Source organism: Dokdonella sp. GW821-FHT11D02 (assembly GCF_058808595.1).
The window spans coordinates 4,978,763-5,001,098 of sequence record NZ_CM179520.1; the positions used below are offsets into that span (position 1 = coordinate 4,978,763).

Consider the following 22,336-nt stretch of genomic DNA (forward strand, 5'->3'; position numbering starts at 1 on the left):
GCCTGCCTGTCACATTGCCGCGCCTGCGTGCGGCAAACCGGCATACAAAGGACAGCGACATGGGCATCGGCAGTGTGATCGGCGGCGCGGCGTCATGGGTCAAGAACACGGCCGAAGATGTGGCCGACGCCGGTGCGGACGCGCTCAAGGGCGCGCAGGACTTCGTCGGCGACCGTCTCGATGACATCGACCACGCCAAGGAGTGGGTGGGCGAGAAGATCGACGGCGCGGTCAAGGGCGCCGAGCAGGCGGTCGACGGCTTCCGCAAGGACCTGGTCGAGTTCGGCGAGGAACACGGCGGCATCGTCGGCAAGACGGTGGCCGAGAACGTCTCCAGCACGATCGGCGTGGTCGAAGGCGCGGGACTTGCCGTGTACGACATGGGCAAGGGCGTGGTGCAGCTGGCCGACGGCGCCAGCAAGCTGGTCAATCCGCTGGAGTGGGCGACCCACGGCGGCGAGAACCTGCAGCGGCTGGAGAACGTGGGCAAGGCGGCCGAGGCGATCGGCAACCTGACCAGCCCGACCGCGTGGATCACCAATACCGACGGCAACGTGAACACGGCCAAGGCGCTGTGGAACGGCGTGACGGCGGGTTACCAGGACGCGGCCAAGCAGGGCGACTGGTCGAAGTTCATCGGCCGCGGCGTGGTCGACGTCGGCAGCTTGTTCATCGGTGTGGGCGAGGCGAATGCCGCGCTGAAGGGCGCCGAGGGCGCCAATGCAGTGGCGCATCTGGCCGACGGCGCCAACGCGCTGGACAAGGTCGGCGATGCGACGCGCGCGCTGGACGCCGCCGGCGACGCCAGCAAGGCGGCGCGCACGGGCGATGCGGCAGCGGACGCCGGCAAGGTGGCCAAGGCCGACGACGTCGGCGACGCGGCCAAGGTCGCCGTGCGTACGGTCGAGCAGGATCGCGCGCTGATCAGCAACTTGTCCAAGGCCGGCAAAATCGAGGAAGCGCGCGCGGTGCTGCGTCCCTACGTCGAAGCCGGCGATCTCGACGGCGTGCTGGCGCGGCTGGACGTGTCCACACCCAAGGACGGCGCCTATTTCTGGTCCGGTGCGAAAGACGAAGCCGGCGACCTGGCCGCCAAGAGCGGCGGCATGACCCTGGAAAGCACGCCCGGCGGCCGCGTGGTCGACAGCTGGAAGGTCGACATCGGCGGCAAGCAGGTCGATCTGATCAACCAGCATTTCCCCTACAAGAACGCCGACGGCAGCTTCAAGCCGATGAACGAAACGTTCTGGGGCCGCCTGTCGCAGCAGTACGCCGAGAGCGCGCGCGGTGAGGTATTCGTGGTGCAAAGCCCGGCCAAGGCCGCGGTCGGCGGTGGCGATGTGTGGAAGCAGGTCGAGCTGCCCGCGTTGAAGGAAGGCCTGAAAACCGGCAGGATCACGCAGATCCACGATCCCATCATCGTGAACCCGCCGGTCAAGTGAATCTAAGCATGTCGTTCGAACAAATCGTGCAGGTGTTCGAGAGCAACGGACGCCTCGCCCTGGAAGGTTTCGGTGCCGGGCATTTCGGCGCATTGGCGGATGCCGATCGCGAGCGCGTGTTCGGCCTCGCCGTCGCGCGGCTGCCGGCCGGGCAATACGACGAAGTCGCGATGCAGGCACTCGGCAAGCTCGAACTGCCGCAGGCACGCGCGCTGCTCGAGCGCAAGCTGGCCGAGGCGCCGAACGGCGTCTGCCGCGCGATCGCGCTCGGCGCCTTGCTCGACGCGACGCGCGACCGCTCCTACGAAGCGGCATTGATCCAGCTGCTCGGCGCGAACGAGGCGGCCACACGCGAGAAAGCGCTGACCTATCTGACCCGTCTCGAAGACGGCTCGGCGGCCGTACTGGCGGCGTTCAAGCAGCGCCTGATCGAGGAAAGCCAGACCGACCTGCGCACGCGTCTGGCCGACGAAGTCATCTACCGCTCCGGCCTGGTGCCGCGCGGCCGCGTCGATCGCACCGTGCTGGTGTGGGAAGAACGCCTGACCCACGCGGACGTGGCCGAGCGCAAACGCGCGCTGGCAGAGCTGCCGACCGCACCCAAAGCCTGAGCCGTTCCCCCGCTCAACCGAAACGCGCGCGCACTTCCGCGTAGTGCGGCATCGCCGGTGCGGTGCCGACTCGCTCGGTCGACAACGCGGCGACGCGATTGGCGTACTGCACGGCCGCACGCAACGGCGCGGCGGCATCCCGCACCATCGCCGCGACGAGCGCGCCGGAAAACGCATCGCCCGCACCGGTCGCATCGAGCGCATTCACGCGCTCGGGTGCGAGGCGGTAGTACGCGCTGGCATCGCCGAGTTGTTGTTGCGCAGCGTGCGAGACGAAGCAGCCGTGTGCGCCGAGCGTCAGCACCACGGTCGGCACGCCGAGGCGGCGCGCGAGCGCGTGCAGTTCGGCGTCCTCGTATCCTGCGAGGCCTGCGGCATCAATCACGACACCGGCGACTTGTTCGAGCAGCAGCGCGAATTCGCTTTCGTTCGGCGTGATCAGATCGCAGCCGGCGAGCAGGGCCGCATCGGCCTCGCTGCGCACCGGCGCCGGATTCAACACGCGCACGAGCCCGTGTCGAGCCGCCAGATCGAGCGCCGCGCACGTGGTCGCGATGTCGTTCTCCAGCTGCAAAAGCAGCAAGCGCGCACCGGCGAAGAGGTCGGCTTGCGCGGCGACGAAGTCCGGCGTCAGCGCCTCGTTCGCATCGAGCTGCACCACGTTCATCGGCGCACCGCCGGCGTCGACGAAGATGCCGGAAGTAGCGGTCGCGCGATCGCTGCGGATCTGCCAGCGGCAGGGCAGGCTTTCCGCCGCGGCGAAGCGCTGCGCGGCGGCGCCGAGCGCATCGTCGCCGAGTGCGCCGACGAAGGCGGTCGCGATACCTTGGCGCGCGCACACCACGGCTTGGTTGAAGCCCTTGCCGCCCGGCCCGCTGTAGAAGGTGGCGGCCCGGCGTGTTTCGCCGGGCCGCGGAAAGCGATCGAGTCCCCAAATATGGTCCTGCACGAAGGACCCGACCACGACCACGTCCGCCATCGCTACGCCCTGCCTGTGTTGCGGCCGGACAGTGTAGCGGGCGTGGCCGCGGCGCAGGCCTAGCGGGCGGCCAGGATCACCACGTCGACGCGGCGATCGGCCGCGCTCGGATCGTAGGCGTCGACGCCGCGCACGGTGACGCGCCCCGATTCGATGCCGCGCGCGTCCAGATAGTCGCGCACCGCGGTGGCGCGGCCGAGCGCGAGGCGGTTGCCGGCGGCGTTGCCGACGCCTTCGACCGCGACGCGTGCATTCGGCTCGTCGCGCAGCACGCGGGCGAGCTGGTCGAGCGAGCGCTCGGCGGTCGGCGTCGGCGTGCTGCTGTCGGGCTGGAACTGATACTCGGAGAAGCGCACGACCAGGCCGCGCGCATCCAGGCTCGATTCCATGTTCGGCAAACGCTCCTGGATCGCCATCAAGGTGCGGCGCTCGGGCGGCAACCATTCGCCGCCGGCGACGGTGCGTGCCGGCGCCACGCTGCGCGGCGCGCTGGCACGCGTCAACAGACGTTCGCGTTCGCCGGCGAGTTCGGCGCTGTGCGCTTCGGCGAAGCGCGCGCGTCCGCTCGCCTCGGCGATCTCGAGCAAGCGGCCTGCGATGTAGATTCTCTGCTCGCGCGCGGTTTGATCGAGCAGTCGATAGTCACGTGCCAGCGTATTCACGGCGACGTCGGCCTGCGCAAGTTCCGCGCCGCCGTTGGCGGCGACACGCGGATCGTGCTGCAGGCGATCGAGTTCGCTCTGCAGCTGCACCACCGGCGCGGGCGGAGCGGGCGGCACGCTGACGCAACCGGTCAGCGCGATGGCAAGGGCGAGGGGAACGGCACGCACGTTCATGAGCCACCTCCGGCAGCGATCTGGGCGCGCAGGCTGTCGAGACTGCGCTCGAGTTCGTCCGCGGCTGATTCGGCGCGGACCTGACGGCCGCGCGCCGCGGCGAGGTCGCCGTCGACGCGGGCGCGTTCGGAGTAAATCAAGCATTGCGTCCAGGCACGTCCGTTGCACGCGTCCATCGCCGCGTTGAGCGAGGTTTGCGCGGTGGCGAATTCGGCCACGGCGTAGGTCGGTGCATCGTCGCGACGCGCGTTCTGCACGGCGGTGCTGGCCTGTGCCAGCGTGAGTTCGGCGTCTTGGCGCTCGACGGCGCCGACGACGCCGCTGCACGAGAGCAAGAGCAAGACAAACAGAATCCGGAACATGGCGGCCTCCTAAGGCCGAGGCCGGTCCGCTCGACCGTGCATCGGCGACCACCGACGGCCGCAATCGGCACCGTCGACCCGCTTCCCGTCAAGGACTATGCGAGCGGCGGCGTGAACACGCACGAAACCCGGCCGGAACGGCTTCAGAGGCCGTTCCATGGTCCATTACGCGACGATTCGGGCGCTTAGAGCTGTTCCAGCACGCCGGCGATGGTGGCGGTCATGAAGGTCGCGATCGAGCCGCCGAGCACCGCGCGCAGGCCGAGCCGCGCGAGATCGGCGCGCCGGTTCGGCGCGAGTCCGCCGATGCCGCCGATCTGGATCGCGATCGAGGAGAAGTTGGCGAAGCCGCACAAGGCATAGGTCGCGATCAGCTGGCTCTGCTGGCTCATCTGCGAAATGTGCTTGGACATGTCGACGTAGGCGACGAACTCGTTGATGACGACTTTCTGGCCGATGAAACTGCCGACCAGCGGCGCCTCCGCCCACGGCACGCCGATCAGCCAGGCCAGCGGCGCCAGCACCCACCCGAACAAGGTCTGCAGCGACAGCTCGACCGGATGGCCGGCCTGCGCGCTGAGCCAGGCGTTGAGCGAGGAATCGGCCGCAGCGCCCCAGGCGTGCGCGCCGAGCCATTGGAACGGCGCGTTCAACAAGGCGACCAACGCGATGAAGGCGAGCAGCATCGCGCCGACGTTGAGGGCGAGGCGCAGGCCGTCGGCGGCGCCGGTGGCGGCCGCGTCGATCACGTTCGCGGTGGTTTTTTCGACTTCGAGCGTGACCGTGCCGCGAGTCAGCGGCTGTCCCGTTTCGGGCACCAGGATCTTGGCCAGCATCATCGTCGCCGGCGCGGCCATGATGCTCGCGGTCAACAGATGCGTCGCGAAGAACACCTGCTGCGCTTTGTCCTCGCCGCCGAGCAGGCCGACGTAGGCGGCCATCACGGAGCCGGCGATGTGCGCCATGCCGCCGATCATCACCGTCATCAGCTCCGACTGCGTCATGCGCTCGATGTAGGGCTTGATCGTCAGCGGCGCTTCGGTCTGGCCGATGAACACGCTGGCGCAGACGCTGGTGGTTTCGGCGCCCGACACGTTCATGACCTTGGTGATGACCCAGGCCATGCCGCGCACGATCTGCTGCATCACGCCGAGGTGGTACAGGACGCCGGTAAGTGAGGCGAAGAAGATGATCGTCGGCAGCACCTGCACGGCGAACACGAAGCCGAACTTCGACACGTCCATGAAGCCGCCGAAGATGAATTCGGAGCCGACGCGGACGAAATCGAGCAGTTTGACGAAGCCGTTGGCGATCGCGTGGAACACCTCGCGCCCGAATGGCAGCTTCAGCACGATCGTGGCGAACACGATCTGCAGCACCAGGCCGGTGGCGACCAGCTTCCAGCTGACCGCACGCTTGTTGTTGGAGAACGCGAACGCGATCGCGATCAGCACCGCGATGCCGAACAGCCCGAACGCGATGTGGCCCAGCGCCTGCAGCATGCTTGTACTCCCCCAAACGCCTGTGCGCCGGCAATCGGAGGAATGTAGAGCAGTGGCAAAGGCTTGTGCAAGGTGAGTGGACAGCCACGCCGCGTTCCCGCGCGCGCCGCGAAGGCCATGCATTTCTCCCTCTCCCGCTCGCGGGAGAGGCAACCGCGACTCTCTTCCCTTCGCGCCCTTTGACGCTCTGCAACAAATATGTTTTAGTCGGGGCGCGCGCTCCCTCCCGGAATCGAATTCAGGAATGGACGTTTAGACGCCCATTCATGGAAAGTCGTCGACGCAGGTTCCGGTGAGGCGGGCCATGCGGAGGTGCGCACGATGGCAGCAACCCAGCATGCCGGTCTGTACGACCCGGCCTACGAACACGACAGCTGCGGCTTCGGGCTGATCGCGCAGATCGACGCGCGCGCCAGCGCGGAACTCGTCGACAAGGCGTTCGCCGCGCTCGAACGCATGGCGCACCGCGGCGCGGTCGGCGCTGACGGACTCTCGGGCGACGGCTGCGGCATCCTGCTGCATCGACCGACGAACTGGTTGCGCGCGCTCGCGCAGGAGTCGGGTATCGCGCTCGGCGAGCGCTTCGCTGCCGGACTGGTCTTTCTCTCTCCCGAATCGGCGCGGCGCGAACAATCGATCGCCGAACTCGAAGCGCGCCTGCGCGACGAAGGCCTGGTCGTCGCCGGCTGGCGCGAGGTGCCGCTGGATCTGTCGGTCTGCGGCGTGCAAGCCGCGGCCTCGTTGCCGCGCATCGCGCAGCTGTTCGTCAACGCGGCGGACGCCGCGTTCGACGGCGGTCGCTACGACGAAGCGAGCTTCGACCGCAAGCTGTACCGCGCGCGCCGCCTCGCCACCAACGCGCTGCCGGACGAAGAGCATTTCTACATCGTCTCCTTGTCCGCCTCGATGATCGGCTACAAGGCGATGGTGCTGCCGGGCGCCCTGCGCCGCTTCTATCCGGACCTGGCGCGGCCCGAGCTGAGCGCTTGCGCGGCGGTGTTCCACAACCGCTTTTCGACCAATACCACGCCGCAGTGGCGGCTGGCGCAGCCGTTCCGCTATCTCGCGCACAACGGCGAGATCAACACGATCCGCGCCAACCGCAGCTGGATGGCCGCGCGCGCGAAGAAACTGATCTCGCCGCAGTTCGACTTCTCCACCCTCGGTGCCTTGGTGACGATGTCGGGCTCCGATTCGCAGAGCCTGGACAACGCGCTCGAACTGCTCCTAATCGGCGGCATCGCGCTACCGACCGCGATGCGCATCCTGGTACCGCCGGCGTTTTCGGCGCGCGAGGACGTCGACACCGATCTCGCCGCGTTCTACGAGTACTACGGCCTGCACACCGAACCGTGGGACGGCCCGGCCGGCCTGGTCATGTGCGACGGCCGCTACGCCGCCTGCACGCTCGACCGCAACGGCTTAAGGCCGGCGCGCTGGGCGTTGTCGGCCGACCGTCACCTGGTGGTCGCCTCGGAAGCCGGTATCTGGGACTACGCCGACGCCGACCTGCGCGAGAAGGGCCGGCTCGGACCGGGCGAGATGATCGCGGCCGACCTGGTCGAACACCGTCTGCTCAAGAGCGCCGACGTCGACGCCTTGAACCGCGGCTTGGCGCCGTTCAAGCAGTGGCTACGCGAAGGCGTGACGCATCTCGAATCGCACTTGATCGATCCCAGCCTCGCCGCCGAGCCGTTCCCGCCGGAGCTGCTGGCGCGCTTCCAGAAGCTGTTCGGCCTCTCGCGCGAGGAGCGCGACACGATTCTGACCGCGCTGGCCGAAGACGGCGTCGAAGCGACCGGCTCGATGGGCGACGACACGCCAGTCGCCGCGCTGTCGGGCGAAGCGCGGCCGCTGTACGACTATTTCCGCCAGGCGTTCGCGCAGGTCACCAATCCGCCGATCGATCCCTTGCGCGAAACGGCGGTGATGTCGCTGGTCACGCAGATCGGTCCGGAAGGCAACATCTTCGAACTGTCGGCCGCGAACGCGCGCCAGGTACTGCTGACCTCGCCGGTGTTGTCGCAGCGCAAGCTGCGCCAGCTGCTGGCCTTGCCGCAGTTCGCCAATGCGCAATGCTTCGTCGATCTGTATTACCGCGAAGCCGAAGGACTCGAAGCGGCGTTGAAGCGCATCTGCGTCGAAGCGACCACCGCGGTGCGCGCCGGCGCGCGCCTGGTCTTCCTGAGCGACCGCTATCCGCCGCAGCAACCCGACAAGCTGCCGATCCACGCCCTGCTCGCGACCGCGGCGATTCATCAGGCACTGGTCGCGGCGCAGCTGCGCTGCGACTGCAACCTCCTGGTCGAAACCGGTACCGCGCGCGACGCGCACCACTTCGCCTGCCTGATCGGCTTCGGCGCCTCGGCGGTGTATCCGTACCTGGCCTATCAGACTTTGTTCGACCTCGGCCGCGGCGGCCGCATCCGCGACCACGACGGCGAACCGCGCGAACTCGGCCGCACCTATCGCAAGGGCATCCGCAAGGGTTTGCTCAAGATCATCTCGAAGATGGGCATCTCGACCATCGCCGGCTACCGCGGCGCGCAGCTGTTCGAGATCGTCGGCCTCGACCGCGCGGTGGTCGATTTGTGCTTCGCCGGCACGCCGGCGCGCATCGGCGGCACGCGCTTCGTCGACCTGCAGGACGAGCAGCGCGAACGCCTGCTCGCCGCATTCGACGATGAAGCACGCCTGCCGCCGGGCGGCTTGCTCAAGTACGTGCACGGCGGCGAATACCACGCCTACAACCCCGACGTGGTCGGCGCGCTGCAAGCGGCCGTGCGCAGCGGTGAGGCGGCCGACTACCGCCACTATGCGGACCTGGTCGATCGCCGCGCACCGGCCGCACTGCGCGACCTGATCGAGCTGCGCGAAGACCTGGCGCCGATTCCGCTCGAGGAAGTCGAATCGGTCGAGTCGATCTTGAAGCGCTTCGACTCCGCCGGGATGTCGCTCGGCGCGCTGTCGCCCGAAGCGCACGAAACGCTGGCGCAGGCGATGAACCGCCTGGGCGCGCGCAGCAATTCGGGCGAAGGCGGTGAGGACCCGCTGCGCTACGGCACCGACAAGATGTCCAAGATCAAACAGGTCGCTTCGGCGCGCTTCGGCGTGACGCCCGAATACCTGGTCAATGCCGAAGTACTGCAGATCAAAGTTGCGCAAGGTGCCAAACCGGGCGAAGGCGGCCAGCTGCCCGGGCACAAGGTCAACGAGCTGATCGCGCGCCTGCGCTACGCGCGACCGGGCATCGGCCTGATCTCGCCGCCGCCGCATCACGACATCTATTCGATCGAAGACTTGGCGCAGCTGATCTTCGATTTGAAAGAGGTCAATCCCGATGCGCTGGTCTCGGTCAAGCTGGTCGCGCACGCCGGCGTCGGCACGATCGCGGCCGGCGTGGTCAAGGCCTATGCCGACCTCATCACGATCTCCGGCCACGACGGCGGCACCGGCGCGAGTCCGCTGACCTCGATCCGCTATGCCGGCGTGCCGTGGGAACTCGGCCTGGCCGAGGCGCACGAAACGCTGCGCCGCAACGGTCTGCGCGAACGCGTGCGCTTGCAGACCGACGGCGGCTTGAAGACCGGCCTCGACGTGATCAAGGCCGCCGTGCTCGGCGCCGAGAGCTTCGGCTTCGGCACCGCGCCGATGATCGCGATGGGCTGCAAGTACCTGCGCATCTGCCATCTGAATACCTGCGCCACCGGCGTCGCGACCCAGCTCGAGGTGTTGCGCAAGCAGCACTTCGTCGGCACCGCGGAATTGGTGATGCGCTATTTCCGCTTCGTCGCCGAGGACGTGCGCGAGCATTTGGCGCGGCTCGGGCTGCGCAAACTCGAAGACCTGGTAGGCCGCGTCGATCTGGTGCGCCGGCGCGAGGACTTGGACGGCAAGCACGCGCGCATCGATCTAGCGCCGCTGCTCAACGCCGCCGGCTTCGACGACGGCGCGCAGGTCTGCGCCGGCAGCCGCAACGTGCCGCGCGATCCCGGCTCGCTCGCCGCGCGCATCGTCGAGGACACGCGCTTCGCGGTCGAGCACCGACGCGGCGGCGAATTCCGCTACGCCGTTCGCAACACCGACCGCTCGCTCGGCGCGCGGCTGTCGGGCGAAGTCGCGCGCCGCCACGGCGACCGCGGCATGGACGCGCATCCGGTCACCTTGCGTCTTACCGGCAGCGCCGGCCAGAGCCTTGGCGCGTGGAATGCGGGCGGCGTGCACATCGTGCTCGAAGGCGAAGCCAACGACGGCGTCGGCAAGGGCATGACCGGCGGCCGTATCGTCGTGCATCCGCCGGCGGACGCCGGCTTCCGCGCACGCGACGCGGTCATCGTCGGCAACACTTGCCTGTACGGCGCGACCGGCGGCGAGCTCTATGCCGCCGGCTGTGCCGGCGAGCGCTTCGCCGTGCGCAATTCCGGCGCTCTGGCGGTGGTCGAAGGCAGCGGCGACCACACCTGCGAATACATGACCGGCGGCATCGTGGTCGTGCTCGGCCGCACCGGTATCAATTTCGGCGCCGGCATGACCGGCGGCTTCGCCTACGTGCTCGACACCGAGCGCGACTTCGTCGACCGCTACAACCACGAGCTGATCGACATCCAGCGCATCTCGCCCGAAGGCATGGAAAACCACCTGCAACACCTGTCCAGCTTGATCGCCGAGCACGTGAAGGCGACCGGCAGCGTGTGGGGCGCGGAGATCCAATCGCACTTCCGCGATCTGTTGCCGAAGTTCTGGCTGGTCAAACCCAAGGCGGCCAGCGTCGATTCGCTGATCGACGAACTGAGGCGCGCGGCATGAAGGAGAAGAATCCGTACTTCATCGAGATCCCGCGCGCGCTGCCGCGCGAAGTGCCGGTCGGCGTGCGCGTGCTCGGCTGGGGCGAGATCTACGGCGGCTTCGACGCCGGCCAAGGCGAGCAGCAGGCGGCGCGCTGCATCGACTGCGGCAATCCGTACTGCGAGTGGAAGTGCCCGGTGCACAACTACATCCCCAACTGGCTCAAGTTGGCGAAGGAAGGCCGCGTGTTCGAGGCGGCCACGCTGATGCACGAAACCAATCCGCTGCCGGAAATCTGCGGCCGCGTCTGTCCGCAGGATCGTTTGTGCGAGGGCGACTGCACGCTCAACGATGGTTTCGGCGCGGTGACCATCGGCGCGATCGAGAAGAACATCGTCGACCTCGCGTTCAAGCAGGGCTGGCGGCCGGACCTGTCGAACGTGCGGCCGAGCGGCCGCCGCGTCGCGATCGTCGGCGCAGGTCCGGCCGGGTTGGCCGCGGCCGACCGCTTGGTGCGCGCCGGCGTCGGCGCCGTGGTGTACGACCGCTATGAGGAAATCGGCGGCCTTCTGACCTTCGGCATTCCGCCGTTCAAGCTGGACAAGGACGTCGTGCGCTTGCGTCGCCAGGTGCTGGAGGGAATGGGGGTGGAGTTCCGGCTCGGCGTCGACATCGGCCGCGACCTGCCGTTCGCTGCGCTGTTGGACGGCTACGACGCGGTTTTCGTCGGCACCGGCGCGTATCGCGAGGTCGCCGCCGACTTGGCCGGCGACCGCCTGCCCGGCGTGCTGCCGGCCTTGCCGTTCCTGATCGCGAACGTGCGCCGCCTGCTCGGCGGCGACGGCGCGCCGGACGCCGGCTTGGACCTGCGCGGCAAACGCGTGGTCGTGCTCGGCGGCGGCGACACCGGCATGGACTGCGTGCGCACCGCGATCCGCCTCGGCGCGGTCGCGGTCAGCTGCGTTTACCGGCGCGACGAAGCGAACATGCCCGGCAGCCGGCGCGAGGTGAAGAACGCACGCGAGGAAGGCGTGCGTTTCCTGTTCAACCGGCAGCCCTTGGAGATCCTCGGCAGCGAGCGCGTCGAAGGCCTGCGCGTGGTCGAAACACGTCTGCTCGCCGATGGCCGCGGCCGTGCACGACCCGAGCCGGTTGCCGGCAGCGAACAGACCCTGCCGGCCGATGTCGTCATCGTCGCGTTCGGCTTCCGTCCGAGCCCGCCGGAGTGGTGCCGCGAGGCCGGCATCGATCTCGACGACAGCGGACGCGTGGCGGTCGGCGGCGGCGCGCGTCTGCCCTTCCAGACCACCAATCCGCGCGTATTCGCCGGCGGCGACAATGTGCGCGGCGCCGATCTGGTCGTGCGTGCGGTGCACGACGGGCGAGAGGCGGCGGCCTCGATCGTCAAAGCGCTGGCAGCCGAGAAAAAGCCGCTGCCGGAAGTCGAACTCGCCCCCGTCTAGCGGCGTCGACGGTGCGAGATCGGCCGCTTGCGACCGGCGCGCCGCAGGCGGGCGGTTCGCCGAAAGGACGATCGCCACGAATCTCTTGACAGCCCCTCGTCAAAGGATTATGGAGTACGGTGCCGTCGGCATCGAACTGCCGCCGCCTACACCGTCCACCCTCGAAACGAGGAGGCTGCTCGACCCGCCACGCTGCCGGTCGAGAGCCGAACCGATATGCCGAAACAGGGAATTCGCAGCCTCATTCAACTCTTCGTGTTCGCCTGCGCATTGACGGGCGTCGATGCGGCGCATGCGCAGAATTCCTGCGGCAACAACGCATTGCCCTCACCGCTCCCTTTGGACGGCCAGGCGATCGCGAATACCTGCATGCCGGATGCGAACCCTGTCTGCAGCGCGGCCTCCTTTCCCTACCGCACGTCGAGCGCGCGCCTGGTTCTGACCGAACCGAGCGCGGTGAACCTCACCCTCGCGGGCGGCGACCCTACGTTCTCTCCGATGCCCTACGTCACGGGCGGCGACTGCGACAAAGGCGGCTGCGGCGAGATACTGCCGGCGGGTGAGTATTGCCTCATCGTCACCGCCGATCCGGCCTCGGCCCTCGGCTCGTGCGGCTGCTTCAACCTGCTGGTCGAAACCGCCTCCGATCGCGTGTTCGCCGACAGCTTCGACTGAGGCCGCAGCGGTCACGGTTGGTGCCGTGTCCGCCTCGTGATCGCCGACTGCCCCGCTACGGCATCGCCCGTACCTGCCGCGTCATCCAGTGATCGACACCGCGCGTGCGTTCGAGCACGGCCAGCGCACTGCGTTGTTCGGCCCGGCCCTGCTCGACCTGCCGACGCGCGATCAAGCACTGCGCGTGCACCGCAAGCGCCTCGGCACGGCGCCAGCCGATCGCCTCGCCGTCGGCCGGGCGCAGCGCGAGCGCGCGGTCGGCAGCCGTGCAGCCGGCATCGACTTCCCCCTGCGCCAGCGTGATGCGCGCTTTGGCGACCCAGGCTGCAGCCAGCGTTTCGGGATTGCCGGGTCGCAACGTACTCAAAGCTTCCAAGGCCGCATCGACCTCGCTACGCGCGGCCGGCAGGTCGCCGGCTTCCTTCAGGCTCAGCGCGTACTGCATGCGCGCGGCGGCCGATTCCAACACCGGTGCGCCGGACAGATCGCGACGCATTTCCTGCGCCTGACGCTGCACAGCGACCGCCTCGTCGGCGCGCCCTTGCAGGCGCAGCACGATGCCGAGCTGATCGAGGCTGAAGGACACCAACAAGTGCTTCTCGCCGAGCTGGCGCCGGCGTGCGGCGAGCACTTCGCGAAACAGCGTCTCCGCTTCGGCGAGGTTGCCCGATTCGCGCAAGGCCACTGCGAGATTCGCCTTCGAGCCGAGCGCGAACGGATGGTCCGGCTTGCCCAGCGCCTCCCACACCGCGAGCGCGCGCCGGCTGTAGTCGGCGCCGCCGATGAAGTCGTCCATGTGCACGTGCAGGAGCGCGAGATTGTTCAAGGTACCGGCGACGTCGGGATGCGCTTCCCCGAGCAGGCGCTGCTGCATCGCCAGCGCTTCGGCGTAGAGCGGTGCCGCCGCGCGGTACTGGCCGAGACGGTCGAGTGCGCGCGCCTGGCCGCCGAGCGCCACCGCCAATGACGGATGGTCGCCGGGCAACAGACGCCGGTAGATCGCGGTGGCCTGCTCGAACAGCGCGGGCGCTTCGGCGACGCGCTCGCTCTGCATGCGAAACGCCGCCAGATTGGCCAGATTCTCGGCCACGTCGAGGTGGTTCTCGCCGTACAGCGCGCGGAACATCGCGAGCGCCTGCTCGGTCAGCGACGCACCGTCCTCGACCTGACGCATGTCGCCCTTCAACGCGGCGTATTGGTTGAGTTCGGTCGCGATCTGCGGATGCGGCGCCGGCAGGGCCGCGCGCGAGATCGCCAAGGCCTGCTGGAACAAGGGCTCGGCGCGTGGGAAGTCGCCTTGCCGGCGCGCGATCTCGCCTTGCAAGGCGAGGTCGGGCGCGACCGCCGCGCCGCGCTCGCCGGCGACCGCGCGATGCGCGGCCAGCGCGGCGGCGACGGTTTTCTCTGCCTCGGCGTAGTCGCCCTTTTCGTACTGCGCACGCGCAAGGCCTGCGAGCAGGTCGGCTTGCAGCGTGCGATCACCCGCGCCGGCGCGACCGGCGACGCGTTCGAACAGCGCGATCGCGCGGTCGTATTGACCGAGTTCGGTATAGATCGCCCCGAGCACCTGGCTGAAACGCGCCGCCAGCTGCGGCTGCTCGGCCAGCTGCGCGTCGAGCCGCTGTGCGCCGGCGTTGAGCACGTCGACCGCGCCGAGTTTGACGCCGCCGGGCACGTCCTTCGGATCGGCCACGCGGAAGATGTCGATCAGGAACGCGGTTACCGTCTCGGCGCGGCGCGCCTCTTCGCCGGCACGATGCGCCGACCACAGGGCCAGCGTGGTGGTCGCGATCAGCGCGGCGATCGCCAGCCCGAACACCGCGACGCCGCTGCGATGGCGCGCGACGAACTTGCGCAGGCGATACGTCACGGTGTCGCGGCGCGCGCTGATCGGCTCGCCGCCGAGATAGCGGTGCAGATCGTCCGACAGCGCGGCGACGGTGGCGTAGCGCCGCTCCGGTTCGGCCTGCAAGGCGGTCAGCACGATCGTGTCGAGGTCGCCGCGCAGCGCGCGTGCGCCGACCGCAGCGACCGCACCCTGCGCCGCGGCTTCGCTCGGCGGCGGCGTCGGCACGTCTTCGCTGAGTCGGCGCCGGCGGCTGCTGGTGGCGTCGTGCCGCGGCTGGCCGGTCAGCACTTCATACAGCAGGCAGCCGAGGCTGTAGATGTCGGTCGCGGTCGTCACCGGCTCGCCGCGCAACTGTTCGGGTGCGGCGTAGGCCGGCGTCAGCGGCAGGAGGTGCGCCTCGCCCGTCTGCGTGGCGGCACCGTCGGTGTCGTCGTCGATCAGCTTGGCGATGCCGAAATCGAGCAGTTTCACCTCGCCGGCCGGCGTCACCAGCACATTGGCCGGCTTGATGTCGCGGTGCACGACCAGCTGCCGATGCGCGAACTGCACCGCCGCGCAAACCTGTCGGAACAACTCGATGCGCGCGCGCAAGCCCAAGGCGTGCTCGGCGCAATAGGCCGGCAGGGTCGAGCCTTCGACGTACTCCATGACCAGATAAGGCCGGCCATCGGCGGACACCCCGCCGTCGAGCAGGGTCGCGATGTTCGGATGCGCCAGCCGTGCCAACAGCTGGCGTTCGCGCCGGAAACGCGCCAGCGCGAGTTCCGACTCCATCCCCCGTTTGATCAGCTTGAGCGCAGCGCGGCGTTCGAACTCACCATCCGCGCGTTCGACCAGGAACACCACACCCATGCCGCCGCGGCCGAGTTCGCGCACGACGCGCCAGGGTCCGATGCGCGCATCGGCGGCGAGGCGGCCGTCGACGCTGTCGACCCAATCGCTGGCGGCCTGCACGCGGGTCGCGTCGATCGCGCTGTCGAACGTATCGGCGCTGGCATCGGCGCGCAGCAGCGCGACGACTTCCCGCTCCAGATCGGCGTCGCCCTCGCACAGGCGCAGCAGCGCTTGCGCGCGTTGCGGCGCCGGCAGTTCGACGACCGCATCGAAAATCTCCCCGACCCGTTGCCAGCGTTGCGCGTCCACTCAAGCCTCCCGCGCGGGGTTCGCTTCGAGCTCCTGCACCAGGAAGGCGCGCGCGCGCCGCCAATCGCGAAAGACGGTGCGCTCGGTCACCCCTTGCAGCTTGGCGATCTCGTCGATGCCCAAGCCGCCGAACACGTGCCATTCCACCAGCTGACCGGCGCGCGGGTCGCGCTCGGACAATCGGTTCAAGGCCACGTCGAGCGCGAGCATGTCGATCAACGGCGCGGCGGCGCCGACGTGGCCCTCGTCGAGGCCGGTCAGCACGGCGAAGCCGCCGCGCTTGATGCGGCCGCGGCTGCGCGCATGGTCGACCAGCACCTGACGCATCGCGCGCGCGGCCAGCGACAGAAAATGCTCGCGCGTGAGCGACTGCGCTTCGGCCGCGCCCTGCAGTTTCAGATAGGTTTCGTGCAGCAATACGGTGGTGTCGAGCGTCGGCGGACTGCCGGCCGCACGACGCTGCCCGCGCGCAATCCGGCGCAGCTCCTGGTAGACCAGAGCGAACAGCGGCTGGGACTGATCGTTGATGGCGGCGCCTCGCAAATGACGTCCGGCCCGGGCCCGGACGGCGCGACGATACCGCAGTGCAGCGCAAGAAATCGTTGCCGCCGGTCGAATCGGGCGGGGCGCGGCGGCGCGACCCCACGGCGGCGCGGTTGCCGCGGCCCGTGTCGGCCCTTCTTGCGTTCGCGACGCCATGCCTAATCGAACCCGTCGGCGAAGATCCGGTCCGGATCGCGCTCGAAGGCGCCGATGTCGGGCGCGCCACCGAGCGAGCGCGGCTGGCCGCGCTGATCGCGGGACAGACCGTCCGTGTTGGCGCCGCGATCGAGCGCCAAGCTGTCGGCGAGCAAGGCGTGGGTCCGGGTGCTGCCGCCGTTGAGCGCCAGCGGCGCCAGGCGCGGATCGGCCACGAAGATCGTGTCGGATGGCCCGCCGAGGTCCGAGTAGCCGATCAGGTTGTGGCTGCCGCTTACGCTGGAATTTTCGCCGTTGCCGCCGATGTCGGTCGGTCCGCCAACCGTCGCGTTGGTGTTGCCGGCGATCAGCGTGCTCTGCAGCTCGACCTGGCTTTCCCACATGCGCAGGCCACCGCCGTACTTGTTCTGGCCGCTCTCGATGTTGAACGCGATCGTGCTGTTGGCGATGCGCGCGGCGCCGCCCATGATGCGCAAGCCGGCACCGAAACGCCCGCGATTGCCCGACACGGTGCTGTTGACGATCGCGATCGGCGCGCTGCCGCCGCCACGCAGATCCGCAGCGCCGGCGAAGCCGGCCGAATTGCCCGACAGCGTGGAGCTGCTGATGGTGATGTCGCCGTCGGCACGCAGGCCGCCGCCGAACACGGCCGAGTTGTCGCTGATCGTGCTGTATTTGACCTCGAGGCCGGCGCCGGCCTGGGCGCCGCCGCCGAACGAATAGCCGTTGTTGTCCGGCGTTTCCGCCACGTTTCCGCTGATCACGCTGTGCGCGATCTGCAGGCGCCCGGCCGTGTAGATACCGCCGCCGCCGGTCGTGCGATTGATCGCGCTGCTGCGTGCGGCGTTGTCGTGCACGAAGCTGTTCCACAACCTCGCGCCGCCCTGCGCGTACAGCGCACCGCCGAGTGGGCCGTCATCGCCGAGCGAGCTGCGCGCTTCGCAGCTGGTCAGCTCGGCACCGACCAGGGCGACCGTGCCGGAAGAGAAAATGCAACCGCCGCGCGCACGCGGCGCTTGCGGCAAGTTCTGATACTTGAAGCCGTTCGCGACGGTGAGATCGGACAGGCTCAGGGTGCCGGTTCCGGTGTGCACCAGCGCCTGGTTTTGCCGGCCCGCATCGATGCGCAGGATGCCCGCGCCGGGGCCGCGCAGACTGAGATCGTTCTGCCCGACGAAGATCGCACCGCCGCTCAACGTGATCGTGCTGCAGGCGAGCGCGCCGAGGTCGATCGTCTCGCCGTTGTCGGCTACGCGTATCGCCTCGCGCAGACTGCCGGCGCCGCTGTCTTCGCAGTTGGTCACCGCAGCCGCGTGCGCTGGCGTCGCGAGCGAGAAGCCGAGCGCGATCGCCAAGGCGAGCGGCGTCAGGCGCAGTAGGGTGGTTCGCGCTGCCATCGAAGTTCTCCGCCAGCGCGGCGGACTCAAGAGTCCGCCGCGTTGACTGCAGGGGTGATCGCGATGTGCCGTTAGAAGCGCGCACACGCCTCGACGCGTTCGCGCAACACCGACTCCTGCGCGTAACGCTGTCGATACGTCGCCACGACCGTGCCGATCGCGCGTTCGCTGGCCGCGTCGTCGGCGTGCAGTACGACGACGACGTGGCTCGCCTCGCTGACGCCGACACCATCGGCACCGCGCCAATGGCCGGCGGCGTCGTACACGCTGAAGCCGGCCGGAAACGCCGGCGTCAGCACCTCGCGCACGAAGCCTTGCCAGTCCGCGGCGCTGACCACACCGCCGTCGGGCCGCGCCGTGCCGAAGTACAAGGCGTCGCGCTGCATGCGCTGCTCGCCGCTCTGGCACGGAGCGTGTCCGCGCGAGGGCGTCGCGGCGCAGGCACCGAGCGTCAGCACCGCGACGAGCAGGGCGGCGCGTGACGCCACCGCCGCCGCGCGACGCCGTGGCTCAGTCGAAGCCATTGCCGAACACCTTGTCGTCGTAGATGCGCGCGATGTTGCCGTGGCTTTCGCCGCCGATGACGCTGAAGATGCCGCCGACCACGAGACGACCGTTGGGCTGCTGCGCGATCGAGCTGACGCTGGCGACGTTGTTCGGCGGCGAGGTGGTCGCATCGAAGCTGCCGTCGAGCTGGCCGTTCGGCTGCAGGCGCGCGAAGTTGCTGCGCGGCAGGCCGCCGACGCTGTCGAACGAACCGCTGATCAGCACGCTGCCGTCGGACTTGCGCACCACGCTTTCGGCATCGCATTCGACGCCCAGATCGGGGTCGTAGCTCGGGTCGACGCGACCGTCGGCAGCGCTGACGCGTGCGAGGCAATGCCGCGTCGTGCCGTTGACGGTCGGGAAGTTGCCGGCAATCAGAACCTTGCCGGCGCCGCCGTCGGGCACCCAGCCGAGCGAGGACACGTACAAGGTCGGCGAACTCTGACCGAGCGAGACGTTGAAGGACGGATCGAGCGTGCCGTTGGTGTTGAGCCGCACGATCAGGTAGTCGCCTTCGCCGGCACCGAACTCCCAGCCGGTGACGAGCTTGCCGTCCGGCTGCAGCAGCAGGGCGCGCACCGAGAACACGAACTCGTTCGCTTCGGTGAAGCTGCTGTCGAGGCCGCCGTTGGTGTTGAGGCGAGCCAGGCTCGCGCGCGCGGCGCCGCCGACCGAGGTGAAGGAGCCGCCGATGAAGATCTTGCCGTCCGGCTGCAGCGCGAAGGCGTAGACCGATCCGTTCGGACCGCCGGTGCCGTTGGGGTCGAAGCTCGTGTCCAGCGTGCCGTCCGCGTTCAGGCGCGCGACGTTGTTGCGCGGCACTCCGTTGACCGCAGTGAACGTGCCGCCGATCAGGATACGGTTGGCGCTGTCGAGCATGAGCGTGCTGACTTGCGCGTTGCCGTTCTCCGGATCGGTCACCGTCGCGGTGAACGCGGTGTCGACGCTGCCGTCGGCCTTGTTCAGGCGCACGATGTTGGCTTTGTCGATGCCGTTGATCGTACTGAAGTAGCCGCCGACCAGGATCTTGCCGTCCGGCTGCACTTTGGTGACGTTGACGTAGCCGGTGCCGCCGTTGGTGTCGGCGATGAAACTCGGATCGGCGCTGCCGTCTTGCGCGGTGGCGGTGACGGCCGTCGCCAGCGCGACCAGCAGGAGCGACCAGCGAGCGGCGCGCAGGCGGCGAGCGAAGCGGGCGGAAGCACCCGCGCCATGCGATGCGTTGAGCGTGAACATGAAGCCTCCAAAATGGACTCAGGGTTCGCGCGGAATGGCCGTTGCCGATGCTTGCTGCATGTGGCGACGACGAAACTGTGCGCGCGGGGCCGGCTACGGTGTTTCGCTCGGATCGCTGACATCGAGGCGTTGGCGCGCGTTCAGCTGCGGCACGCGCAGGAGCCGCGGCGCACGCGCAGCGAGGGGCCGCGCGATGCGCGGCTCAGGAGGCGGCGTTGAGGCCGAGCTGCGCCTGCTGCGCGTCGGTCAGCTTGAGAATGCTGTGGCGGATTTCGCGGCTCAGGATCACGCGCGCGTCCTTGGCGACGGCTTCGAGCTCGGGTTGGAAGGTGAGCTTGCCGTTGTCGTCGATCGCGATCACGCGGCGCTCGCGCAGCTTGTGGATGAAGCCGCGAAACAGCGAGCGGTCGAAGAACTCCGGCGCATTCATCTCGTGCAGCAAGGACAGGCGCTGCGCGGTGAGATAACTGAGATTCTCCAGCTCGCTCGCGCTGAGCGCATGCGGTCCGTTCTTCACCAGCAGGGCGAGCCCGATGTAGTAGCGCTCGATCGCCGGCATCAGCGTGTGCGCGAGCGCGCGCAGGCGGAAGGCGGAATTGCTCTGGCCGGGTCCGCGTTCGAGGATGCGGCCGTCGGTGCCTTCGACCGTGGTCAAGAGGCCGCGCGTCTGCAGGAAGTCCAAGGTGGCCTGCACGCGCTCGCCGAACTCGGCCTCGCTCCAGGGCAGGAACAGCTCGGCCTGCACGAACGGATAGACCAGCCGCCCCAGGCGCAGGATCGAGGCGCGCGCGAGACGCCGGTTGTTGTTGAAGCAACAGCCGATCCACGCCGCGGTCGCGAACAGATGGGTGATGTTGTTGCCGAAGTAGCTGAGCAAGACACCCGGCTTTTCGTCGACCGTCAGCACGTCGCCGAGCGGATGAGTGGTGCGGCGAATCCATTGCATCTTCTCGCCGTAGGCGACGATCTCGGCCGGCGTCTGCGGCGTCACGGTGACACGATCGGAATAGGGCAGCTCGGTCAGCAGCGCCTTGCACAGCTCGATCTGTTCGAGCAGATCGGCTTCGGCCATCGCGTGTTTGGGCGTGGCCAGCAAAGTCAGCGCGAGCAGATTGATCGGACCTGCGTGCGCGGCGCGATTGATGTTGACCAGGATGCGCTCACCCAGAACATCGACGGCGCCCTTCAACCACGCCGGCTTGGCTTCCGGATCGGCCGCCGAGGCCTGCCATTCCGGCGCGACTTCGTCGAGCAGCGGCTTTAGGAACAGCGGCTCGCCGAAGTTCAAGGTGACCGCGCCGTAGTTATGGCGCAAAGCGCCCAGGCCGCGAATCAGGCTGCCCCAAGATTCCTTCTCTTTCGGCTTGCCCGACAGCTCGCCGATGTAGGACTCGCCCTCCATGATCTTCTCGTAGCCGATGTAGACCGGCTGGAACACCACCGGGCGATCGGGCTGACGCAGGAAACTGCGCAGCGTCATCGACAACAAGCCGCCGCGTGAGGTCAGCATGCGGCCGGTGCGCGAGCGGCCGCCTTCGATGAAGTACATCAGCGAGATGCCGCGCGCGATCAGCTGACTCATGTACTCGCGGAACACGGTCGAGTAGAACGGATCGCTGAAGCTGCGGCGCAGGAAGAACGCGCCGCCGCGGCGCAGCAGCGAGCCGATCAGCGGCAGGTTCAGATTGACGCCGGCAGCGATGTGCGGCACCGCCAAGCCGTTGTGATAGAGCACGTAGGGCAGCAGCGCGTCGTCGGTGGTGCTGCGATGGCAGGGCACGAAGATCACTTCGTGGCCGGGCACGATTTCGCGCAGGCGATCGAAGTGATGCATGCTGACGCCGTGGTAGATCTTCTCCCACAGCGCACTCAAGAGGAACGAAGCCGAACGCACCACCAGATGCGACTGGTCGGCGGCGATTTCCCAAGCGAACTGGCGCGCCTTCGCCGCCGATTCGGCGCGGCTGATGCCTTCGCGGCTCGCATTGGCGTCGATCGCCTGCTGCACCGGTGCCGCGTTGACGACGCCGTCGATCAAGGTGCGCCGATGCGAAAGATCCGGCCCGATCACGGCGGCGCGGATGCGCCGGAAGTGCACGCGCAGGATGCGCTGCAGCTTGCGCACGCCGCGCTCGGTGTCGGCCTCGGCGGCGACGAATTCGCGCAGGTCGATCGGCGCCGCGAACTGCACCACGGTGTCGCGGCCGTTCAAGAACAACGCGAGCAGGCGGCGGAAGCGTCCGACCACGACCCAGTTCTCCGAGAACAGCACGCTGAACCAGCCCGATTCGCGCGCCGGCGCGCGGCCGACGAAGATCGACACCGGTACTAAGCGCACGTCCTTGCCGGGGTCGGCGCGGACCAGGTCGGCGAGCAGGCTCAGTGTTTCCGAGCGCGTCGGATGCGGCCGCCGGCCGAACAAACGCGGCCGCCGCGACAGCGCGATCACCGCGCGGCGGCGTTTGATCGGCAGGCGTGCGGCCGCCGCGAACGGCGAAGGCAGGCCGGCTTCCTGGCAGGCGCGCTCGAGGATCAGCGTGTCCGACAGGCCCGGCCGCTCGATCACGTAGACGGTCGGGCGCGCGTCTTCAGGCAGCAGCGCGCGCGCGTCTTCAGGCGTGCGGCGGATGCGCACCCAAGGGCGCAGCAGCGCGCCGATCGCGTTGAGCCAGGCCGGCGCCTGCGGGTCGTGCAGCGCGGGCGGCGCCGCAGGGGGCGAGGGTTCCATCGGTTCAGTTTATCAGGGCGGGGAAAGTCACCACCGTGTCAGCGGTGCTCGGCTGTGCGACGGAACGCGCCGGCCTGCTGGCG

Annotated in this window: 15 protein-coding genes; 5 read left to right on the top strand and 10 right to left on the bottom strand. The window is 68.7% G+C overall.

All coding sequences use genetic code 11. The annotated features are described in order from the left end of the window. The first annotated feature begins 59 nt into the window (after nt 1-59). Entirely contained in the window at nt 60-1,442 is a 1,383-nt protein-coding gene (locus tag AC3QL3_RS21110) for a hypothetical protein (RefSeq protein ID WP_492896086.1), read from the top strand. Nucleotides 1,443-1,450: 8 nt separating this feature from the next. After that, nucleotides 1,451-2,053, top strand: a complete 603-nt coding sequence (locus tag AC3QL3_RS21115; RefSeq protein ID WP_492896087.1) for a hypothetical protein — start codon at nt 1,451-1,453, stop codon at nt 2,051-2,053. Between the two features lie 13 nt (nt 2,054-2,066). On the opposite strand, the gene AC3QL3_RS21120 is transcribed toward AC3QL3_RS21115, so the two are convergent. From AC3QL3_RS21120 to AC3QL3_RS21135, 4 genes are all read right to left on the bottom strand, one after another. Then, the gene (locus AC3QL3_RS21120) at nt 2,067-3,032 is read right to left on the bottom strand and encodes a ribokinase (protein ID WP_492896088.1); all 966 of its coding nucleotides are present in this window, start codon (nt 3,030-3,032) and stop codon (nt 2,067-2,069) included. 59 nt (nt 3,033-3,091) lie between these two features. Further along, nucleotides 3,092-3,868 carry an OmpA family protein gene (locus tag AC3QL3_RS21125; RefSeq protein ID WP_492896089.1) on the bottom strand — a complete coding sequence of 259 codons (777 nt, stop codon included), beginning with the start codon at nt 3,866-3,868 and terminating at the stop codon, nt 3,092-3,094. Next, the gene (locus AC3QL3_RS21130; protein WP_492896090.1) at nt 3,865-4,230 is read right to left on the bottom strand and encodes a DUF4398 domain-containing protein; all 366 of its coding nucleotides are present in this window, start codon (nt 4,228-4,230) and stop codon (nt 3,865-3,867) included. Before AC3QL3_RS21130 ends, AC3QL3_RS21125 begins: the two co-directional genes overlap by 4 nt. Before the next feature lie 185 nt (nt 4,231-4,415). Beyond that, nucleotides 4,416-5,732, bottom strand: coding sequence for a NupC/NupG family nucleoside CNT transporter (locus tag AC3QL3_RS21135; protein WP_492896091.1), 1,317 nt, complete (start codon nt 5,730-5,732; stop codon nt 4,416-4,418). A 321-nt stretch (nt 5,733-6,053) separates the two neighbouring features. On the opposite strand from AC3QL3_RS21135, the gene gltB reads away from it, so the two are divergent. The 3 genes from gltB (at nt 6,054) to AC3QL3_RS21150 (ending at nt 12,655) form a co-directional block, all read left to right on the top strand. Next, on the top strand, nt 6,054-10,538 hold the full coding sequence (gene gltB, locus AC3QL3_RS21140) for a glutamate synthase large subunit (protein ID WP_492896092.1): 4,485 nt from the start codon (nt 6,054-6,056) through the stop codon (nt 10,536-10,538). Beyond that, nucleotides 10,535-11,980: an FAD-dependent oxidoreductase gene (locus AC3QL3_RS21145; RefSeq protein ID WP_492896093.1), complete on the top strand. Its 1,446-nt coding sequence runs from the start codon at nt 10,535-10,537 to the stop codon at nt 11,978-11,980. Before gltB ends, AC3QL3_RS21145 begins: the two co-directional genes overlap by 4 nt. 216 nt (nt 11,981-12,196) lie before the next feature. Next, a complete protein-coding gene (locus tag AC3QL3_RS21150; RefSeq protein ID WP_492896094.1) occupies nt 12,197-12,655 on the top strand; it encodes a hypothetical protein in 459 nt (152 codons plus the stop codon). A gap of 55 nt (nt 12,656-12,710) precedes the next feature. Here the strand turns inward: AC3QL3_RS21150 and AC3QL3_RS21155 are convergent, their stop codons facing one another. The 6 genes from AC3QL3_RS21155 to plsB all read right to left on the bottom strand — a co-directional run bounded on the left by AC3QL3_RS21155 (nt 12,711) and on the right by plsB (nt 22,253). Continuing rightward, the gene (locus tag AC3QL3_RS21155) at nt 12,711-15,647 is read right to left on the bottom strand and encodes a serine/threonine-protein kinase (protein WP_492896095.1); all 2,937 of its coding nucleotides are present in this window, start codon (nt 15,645-15,647) and stop codon (nt 12,711-12,713) included. Further along, nucleotides 15,648-16,190 (bottom strand): ECF-type sigma factor, encoded by a 543-nt coding sequence (locus AC3QL3_RS21160; RefSeq protein WP_492896096.1) that lies wholly within the window; start codon nt 16,188-16,190, stop codon nt 15,648-15,650. A 158-nt stretch (nt 16,191-16,348) separates the two neighbouring features. Further along, nucleotides 16,349-17,743 (bottom strand): choice-of-anchor Q domain-containing protein, encoded by a 1,395-nt coding sequence (locus AC3QL3_RS21165; protein ID WP_492896097.1) that lies wholly within the window; start codon nt 17,741-17,743, stop codon nt 16,349-16,351. A gap of 71 nt (nt 17,744-17,814) precedes the next feature. Beyond that, on the bottom strand, nt 17,815-18,267 hold the full coding sequence (locus AC3QL3_RS21170) for a DUF3574 domain-containing protein (protein ID WP_492896098.1): 453 nt from the start codon (nt 18,265-18,267) through the stop codon (nt 17,815-17,817). After that, entirely contained in the window at nt 18,254-19,525 is a 1,272-nt protein-coding gene (locus AC3QL3_RS21175) for a delta-60 repeat domain-containing protein (RefSeq protein ID WP_492896099.1), read from the bottom strand. Before AC3QL3_RS21175 ends, AC3QL3_RS21170 begins: the two co-directional genes overlap by 14 nt. 202 nt (nt 19,526-19,727) lie before the next feature. Then, nucleotides 19,728-22,253 carry a glycerol-3-phosphate 1-O-acyltransferase PlsB gene (gene plsB, locus AC3QL3_RS21180; RefSeq protein ID WP_492896100.1) on the bottom strand — a complete coding sequence of 842 codons (2,526 nt, stop codon included), beginning with the start codon at nt 22,251-22,253 and terminating at the stop codon, nt 19,728-19,730. Nucleotides 22,254-22,336: the final 83 nt, after the last annotated feature.

What these genes read in the sequence shown, in the direction of transcription:
- AC3QL3_RS21110 (WP_492896086.1), top strand. Translation starts at nt 60, where the DNA reads ATGGGCATCGGCAGTGTGATCGGCGGCGCGGCGTCATGGGTCAAGAAC.
- AC3QL3_RS21115 (WP_492896087.1), top strand. Translation starts at nt 1,451, where the DNA reads ATGTCGTTCGAACAAATCGTGCAGGTGTTCGAGAGCAACGGACGCCTC.
- AC3QL3_RS21120 (WP_492896088.1), bottom strand. Translation starts at nt 3,032, where the DNA reads ATGGCGGACGTGGTCGTGGTCGGGTCCTTCGTGCAGGACCATATTTGG.
- AC3QL3_RS21125 (WP_492896089.1), bottom strand. Translation starts at nt 3,868, where the DNA reads ATGAACGTGCGTGCCGTTCCCCTCGCCCTTGCCATCGCGCTGACCGGT.
- AC3QL3_RS21130 (WP_492896090.1), bottom strand. Translation starts at nt 4,230, where the DNA reads ATGTTCCGGATTCTGTTTGTCTTGCTCTTGCTCTCGTGCAGCGGCGTC.
- AC3QL3_RS21135 (WP_492896091.1), bottom strand. Translation starts at nt 5,732, where the DNA reads ATGCTGCAGGCGCTGGGCCACATCGCGTTCGGGCTGTTCGGCATCGCG.
- gltB (WP_492896092.1), top strand. Translation starts at nt 6,054, where the DNA reads ATGGCAGCAACCCAGCATGCCGGTCTGTACGACCCGGCCTACGAACAC.
- AC3QL3_RS21145 (WP_492896093.1), top strand. Translation starts at nt 10,535, where the DNA reads ATGAAGGAGAAGAATCCGTACTTCATCGAGATCCCGCGCGCGCTGCCG.
- AC3QL3_RS21150 (WP_492896094.1), top strand. Translation starts at nt 12,197, where the DNA reads ATGCCGAAACAGGGAATTCGCAGCCTCATTCAACTCTTCGTGTTCGCC.
- AC3QL3_RS21165 (WP_492896097.1), bottom strand. Translation starts at nt 17,743, where the DNA reads ATGGCAGCGCGAACCACCCTACTGCGCCTGACGCCGCTCGCCTTGGCG.
- AC3QL3_RS21170 (WP_492896098.1), bottom strand. Translation starts at nt 18,267, where the DNA reads ATGGCTTCGACTGAGCCACGGCGTCGCGCGGCGGCGGTGGCGTCACGC.
- AC3QL3_RS21175 (WP_492896099.1), bottom strand. Translation starts at nt 19,525, where the DNA reads ATGTTCACGCTCAACGCATCGCATGGCGCGGGTGCTTCCGCCCGCTTC.
- plsB (WP_492896100.1), bottom strand. Translation starts at nt 22,253, where the DNA reads ATGGAACCCTCGCCCCCTGCGGCGCCGCCCGCGCTGCACGACCCGCAG.